Origin of the sequence: Microcystis sp. M53602_WE12 (genome assembly GCF_030065455.1) — a bacterium.
Taxonomy (GTDB): Bacteria; Cyanobacteriota; Cyanobacteriia; order Cyanobacteriales; family Microcystaceae; genus Microcystis; species Microcystis aeruginosa.
The window spans coordinates 1-6,379 of record NZ_JASJFB010000841.1 but is presented as its reverse complement, the minus strand read 5'-3'; the positions used below and the strand labels follow the sequence as shown (position 1 = coordinate 6,379).

Below are 6,379 nucleotides of genomic sequence, written 5' to 3'. Positions count from 1 at the left end.
CTTTTGTCAATCAAAAAGTACTGGATCTGGGAGTGATCGGGGGGAAATTTAGGCACTTTTTCCCTGAAAATTAGGTAATTGGCCACCTCAAAACTGGTAAAACCCCACACCCCACACCCCACACCCCACACCCTGCCCCCAGGAAAAACTTTTTCAGCAAACCCTATATACTTGTACGTCGTCAATCAACCCTGTATACAATCCTGTTGGTTGAGAGCCTACAGCAACTCCTCCAACTAGGAAAGGAGCCGAGGTTGCCCCAATTGGATCACTGGCAGTGATCGCATCCAAGATACCATCTACATATAATAAAGAATTTCCACCTTGCTCGTACACCACAGCTATTTGATGCCAGTCGCCATCTGTTACTGTAGTGTTGCCATGCAATACGTGCCTGTTAGGAAAAGGTGCGTAGAATCCTGCTTTCGTCAATTGCCGTTCCCCAGGGTTGATACCATTAACAAATACCATATATCCAGACACAATCCCTGCTGTATGCTTTGCCACGACAAAGTTATCGTTAAGTACCGTTGAGTTAATCCAAGCTGAAATGGAAAAGTTGCTATTGGTGAAACCATAGATGTTTCCCATGTTAACAAGGTCATTAGTGGCTTGACTCAAGCTAATTGCATTTCCAGAAATTCCTCCACCCACAAGTGTGGCGTTCCCCTGTAAAATACCGTTTTGTCCCCCTACACTATCGGCAGCGATAGTTCCCCCTGTTTCGTCAAATGTCCAATGGGAAAGAATTGTTGCTGCCTGAACAGGTGCTATAACGAAGGTACTAACAGCAATAAGCTAAACGGCTTTTACTTCGGATCACCGATATAGACTCCAAAAGGGTTATAGCTGTTGGATCATGCAGGTTAAGCGCCGTTTAGCTTAGCACCTGTCACTAAAATAATTTTGTTGAAGTTCATGAAGTCTCCTTATTGAATTTGTAGAATTTGAGAACTGCTTACCTGAGTCGAGTCAACAATTCTGCTTCTGCTATTACCCTGATAGATGGTTGTTTGATTTGATGTGTGAATTGATTGAGTCTGTATGAATTGCTTGAATACGAGACAAAATGTAACGGGCGATGCACGAGTTAAATTCCATCGACTTTACCCGTCAGACGCTCATCAAACTTCTGCTCATAATCGGGGTCTTGAGTTCCGAGGAGTTTGTCCCAGAACGTGAAATATAGACCGTAATGTACGGTGTACTTGCGATGATGAATGGAATGATGGGCAGGACCAATAAACCACCGACCCAACCAATGATGGGGAAATGAGGAGGGCAAGCGATCGATCCCAAGATGATTTAACACTGCCCAGATCGTCATCGTGGTGAGTGCCGCAATTAACGTGATGAAATGCAGGGGAAGGACAAAGACAATGCCGACCAGGAAGAGAGACTGAACGATCGCCTCTAGTGGGTCAAAGGCAAACGAAGTCCACGGGGTAGGATAGCGCGAGCGATGATGTCCCTGGTGTAACCACCGAAAGAGTGACGGGTGGTGAAACAAGCGATGGGTGAAATAGAAATAGGCATCCTGGAGAACCAACACAGCGCCATAACTAACCCCTAAATAACACAGCCCATACTGTTGAGGGTGGCTGTATAAGCGGGTAATGCCCCAACTGTATCCTGTCATGATGAAAGCCGCCGCCAGCGCAAACACCCCCGCCGAAAGAACCGAGAGCGTGATATCTTGTTGAATCGATCGCCAAGAGGGAGACCAATGCCGCAGGTTGTGATTGACAAAGGACTGACTCAAGGGCGAATAGAAGAACAAATAGGTTCCCCCAGCCACGAGAAAGTATCGCGCCAGGATGATCCCAAAGAAAGCGAACCCGTAAAATCCAAATGAGTGGTCTATCAATTTAATCTCCTTGCCATTCCCGATCTTCCAAGTCCTTTTGAGGTAACAGCAACGTGGCTTCAATTTCTTGCCGGATTGCGGCTGTTATTTCGCAGTTACTATTCAAACAATCGATCAGGAGTTGATTGGCCTCATAGTAGCGTTGGAGCAGCTGCTGTTGCTCAGTCGTAAACTGCCAGGGATGATGAATATTGCGATAATTGGCGATCGCACCCCGCAACTGTTCCACCCAGGCAGAATAGTTTTTCTGCCACCAGTGCTGAAGCCGTTCCAGGTTTTGACTCGGAGGTGGCAGTTGGTCTCTCAATTGTTGCAAAGACTTATAAAATCCAGCATCCAGAACCATCACCAGAATGTTGTTGAGTGCCTCGCTACAAGCATTGACATAGGCAAAATCCTGACTGTGGTCGATGGCAAACTCTACCAGCAAGTTCTCCAACGCCGCATCTAAAAACATCCCCTGATCGAGCGTGCTGGCTAAGGCAAAGCGATCTGCCGTATGCGGGCTTTGGGCAAGGGCAAGGTAAAATGCGCGTGCGGTCGCCACTTTGGTTTCGTCTGGGAGCTGCTGGGATTTTTGGCTGGCCCAACTCAAAAACTCTTGCAGATAGGAGTCTTGCGCGACTAAGGCATCAATTTGTTGCTTCATCAACTGCACCAGCGCATCTGCACTTCGCAACATGGCAGCCGTTAACAAGAAGACTTCGCGCCAGTGGGAATCGGTGATGTGACTCACCAACCCTCCCAGTGCTTGTTCTAATGCCTGCAAATTATGGCTGGCAACTATTTTTCGAGCCGTGAAGTATTCTTGAAATGCCAGATAAGAAAATGAAAAAATGCCTCGCGCCCGCTCTGTGAGGAGTCCATGCTGTGCCTCGATCGCTTTCAGCATGGCTTCGCTTTCGAGTTGGAGTTCCTCTGCTTCCAGGGTTGCACCTGGCAAATTCCGCAAATAGTCGCCAATGTATTGCTCAATCGTGCGTTGCTCAAAAAAATACTGCCCCTGTTCAAAAGTAACTGCTGCAAGCTGGCTCAACAGCCTCAATTTTTGGGGCAATAAAAACCCCCGGTAAACCTGATCGCGTTCGACTCCTCGAGCTTCATCCCATTTACCCAGCAGCAAATCCAGCCCTTGTTTATAAAACTCAGCCCGCTTGCTCGGAAATTTCCCTTGACCCTGAAACACCCAGCAGGCGAGATGCAGAAACAGAGGTGTCACCACCAGTTGCCGAAATTGCCAGTTTTCCGGCAAGTCCAACTTCTCCATAAACTGAGCCGACTGCTCCTGCCCCGCTTGAGCAGTCGTTTTGCTCAGTGCCACAAACCACTTTTGCGCGAAGGTGCTGATTTGTGCCTGGGTAAAGGGGGCAATTTCTACATCAGTGAAACCTCGAATCTGGAGTTTTTGGGCAGCGGTGCGACAGGTTACTACAAATCGATTGCGATGATACTTTTCTGAGAATTGACGAATTTCTCTCAGAACTGCTGTAATGTCCTGGGTGAGCACTTCATCCATGCCATCGAGCAACAGCAGGACTCTGCCCGCTTGCAGTAAGGTTTCCAGCACAGACGGGTTGGAAATTCCAGCGGTGAGCAATGCCTGACGGATGTAGTTGAACAGGCTAGATTCACCACTGGGACTGGACTCCTCGGCAAATTCTCTCAATAAGATAAAAATCGGCACTTGATTCGCCGCAAACTCGCCTTGGTTGCACTGAATCGCCAGATGTTGCAAAAAGGTCGTTTTGCCAACCCCCGGCCTGCCCAAAACTCTAAGCTTTGAGTAAGTTTCAACAGCCTGCATTCCGGGTATTTGCTTCTGCTCAACCTCTCCCAAACCGACGCGATCGAATTCAGCGGGACCCAAGTTTTGCCAATCGGCAATCTCCACCCACTGTTGACTGGCAATTTCCGCCAAAATATTGACATCCACATAGATGTCATCAAGGTTGACTGGATGGCTGATGTCTAGTAACTGCAAGATGCCGCACTGGTTTTGGATGGTGTCCAGGCGTTGCGCTCGCACCTCTTGCACCAGAGCATCAATATTAGTTTTCGCCAGTTCTCCGGGTTCAGGAAATTCTGCGGGCGGAGCGAGGGCAATCTCCCGCCAATCCAAATCCAGAATCGAACAAATTTCCAGGAAAACCTGGCGATCAACGGGTTTTCCTGTGAAAAACCGCCAAATCGGCTGGCGGGTCTTTAAGTTCACTTCCCCTGCTAGATTTTCCTGAGTCCACCCCTTGAGATCAAAGGCTCGTTTAGCCTGTTTAATTCCCGAAGGGGAGGCCTGGAGCGATCTCTTGACCATACAATCCAATCCTCCCTATCGAGTCAGAATCAGTTCTGGTTGGGACGACCAGAAACTTCTAAGGGATCGTAGCCTAGTTGTTGAGTAATCCGTTCTCTGGCTAAGGCCCGGTACTCCCAAAAATGTTCTCCCGCCGCGCACAGACCTAAATAGAGATTGAGAACTTGGGGCTTTTTTTGCCAAATCGTCCATAATTGCCGCCAAAACTGTCCCCGAATGTTCCCTCGGCGGATACCCTGATGCCAGATTAACTGGGTAATCAGCCGTAACCCCTTACCCACGGGAAATTGCATGGTTTGCTTGTGTTTTGACTGCAAACCCAGACCGAGACATTGTTGGAAACAGCGTCGGAGATAGTGGCTGGGTTCGTACAGCGTCCAGAAGCCTTCGACATACTCTTTGGCAATTTCGGCAATCGGGCGGGTGGGGATAAAATTCATCAAGCTATTCTGATCTCCCGTCGGATGGATGCTGTCACCCTCAACTAAACGCTGTTCTTGCTGGAGACGATGCCAAAGAGCCGTATTCGGCAAAGATTGGAGAATTCCTAACATGGGCTGAGGAATACTGGTTTCTTCCACAAAGGCTTGAATCCTTTCCCCCGCACCAGAGCGCTCTCCATCAAACCCCAAGATAAATCCAGCATAGATTAGCAAACCGGCTGCATTAATCTTGCGACAGGCTTCCACCAGTGGATTGCGAGTATTTTGCAGTTTGCGCGTCACTTGCAGACTATCTTGGTCAGGAGTTTCAATCCCCAGAAAGACAGAATAAAACCCCGCCTCAGCCATCAGGCTTAACAATTCATCATCCTCTGCCAAATTGACCGAGGCTTCAGTAATAAAGGTGAAGGGATAGTCGTGCTGCTTCATCCAGGGAATCAAGTCTCTGAGAAAGCGTTTGACGTTGCGCTGATTGCCAATAAAGTTGTCATCGACGATGAACAACGAACCGCGCCAGCCTAGGTCGTAGAGAGTCTGCAACTCTGCTAAAGTCTGACTCGGCTCTTTAGTACGAGATTTGCGCCCGTAGAGGGAAATAATGTCGCAAAATTCGCAGTTAAAAGGACAGCCGCGAGAGAATTGCACTGCCATCATTAAGTAATCGTCTCGCTGAAGCAGGTCGAAGCGGGGGATGGGGCTGAGGGTCACGTCTGGCTTGTCCCCAGAGCGGAAAATTCCCTGGCTTTGACCTTGAGCGATCGCCTCCAAAAACAGGGGAACGGTTAACTCTCCCTCATCCAAAATGAGATAGTTCGCTCCAGAATCCAGGGCATCCTGGGGGACAGAGGTGGGGTAGGGACCGCCAACGGCGACTTTTTTGCCTAACTGCACGGCTTTTTGAATCAGAGCTTGAAAATCTGGCTTCTGGACTAACATGGCAGAGAGGATAACCAACTCACACCACTCCCAATCGGCTTCTGTTTCAGGATTGACGTTGCGATCATAAAATCGAATCTCCCAGTTTTGGGGGAGGAGGGCGGCGACAGTAATGATGCCGAGGGGTGGAATGGTGGCTTTCAGTCCCGCGATTTCCATAAAGCGATCGTAAGACCAGAAAGACTGGGGAAACTCAGGGTAGAGTAACAGGGCTTTCATCGAAAAAATGGGTCTGAAACCCCGCCCTTTAGCGATAGCGGAGGGCGGCTTTACATAAGTTAGTGAGAAACAATTAAACCGTTAGAACGACGAATTAACTGAATCTTACTAACAGTTATCTGTCCCAATCGTTGACCATTGGCATCGCTTACAGATAGCTGTTTTTCGGTATCTCCACTAACATAACCAATTCCTTTGGGAGAAGAAATTAAATCTCCTTTACGGAACCCATGTCTTGTGGTAGAGCCACCATATTTACGTCGTTTACCACCTTACAACTATGTCTGCTTCTTCATTGGAGGGGAATATACCGATGATCGAGTGAATATTTGTCATGAATTTCCTGTTTTTAGTACATAATTAGATTATATCCAACATTCCGCAGGTCAGATTCCACTTCATAAATATCCCTCTTTGGGAGTATCTCATTTATGCAAGTGAGTAATTAGGGTTTGCGGCAAAAAGTTTTTCTTGGGGGCAGGGTGTGGGGTGTGGGGTGTGGGGTGTAGGGTTTTACCGATTTTGAAGGGGTCAATTACCTAATTTTCAGGGAAAAAGTCCCTGAATTTTCCCCCCGATCACTCCCATATCTGGTACTTTTTG

The 6,379-nt window shown here is 48.1% G+C and carries 4 protein-coding genes and 1 pseudogene; all 5 read right to left on the bottom strand.

Translation table 11 applies throughout. The annotated features are described in order from the left end of the window. Positions 1–153: 153 nt before the first annotated feature. Entirely contained in the window at positions 154–591 is a 438-nt protein-coding gene (locus PX482_RS25700; RefSeq protein ID WP_353852175.1) for a LamG domain-containing protein, read from the bottom strand. A gap of 499 nt (positions 592–1,090) precedes the next feature. After that, positions 1,091–1,867, bottom strand: coding sequence for a sterol desaturase family protein (locus tag PX482_RS25695; RefSeq protein ID WP_043998932.1), 777 nt, complete (start codon positions 1,865–1,867; stop codon positions 1,091–1,093). 1 nt (position 1,868) lies between these two features. Next, on the bottom strand, positions 1,869–4,178 hold the full coding sequence (locus PX482_RS25690) for an NACHT domain-containing protein (RefSeq protein WP_004159263.1): 2,310 nt from the start codon (positions 4,176–4,178) through the stop codon (positions 1,869–1,871). Between the two features lie 29 nt (positions 4,179–4,207). After that, positions 4,208–5,776, bottom strand: a complete 1,569-nt coding sequence (locus PX482_RS25685) for a B12-binding domain-containing radical SAM protein (RefSeq protein WP_004159262.1) — start codon at positions 5,774–5,776, stop codon at positions 4,208–4,210. A gap of 59 nt (positions 5,777–5,835) precedes the next feature. Then, positions 5,836–6,048, bottom strand: a pseudogene (locus PX482_RS27930) (hypothetical protein); the annotation flags it as partial. Between the last annotated feature and the right edge of the window lie 331 nt (positions 6,049–6,379).

Coding starts and splice junctions, on each gene's coding strand:
- PX482_RS25700 (WP_353852175.1), bottom strand. CDS start 591: ATGGGAAACATCTATGGTTTCACCAATAGCAACTTTTCCATTTCAGCT.
- PX482_RS25690 (WP_004159263.1), bottom strand. CDS start 4,178: ATGGTCAAGAGATCGCTCCAGGCCTCCCCTTCGGGAATTAAACAGGCT.
- PX482_RS25685 (WP_004159262.1), bottom strand. CDS start 5,776: ATGAAAGCCCTGTTACTCTACCCTGAGTTTCCCCAGTCTTTCTGGTCT.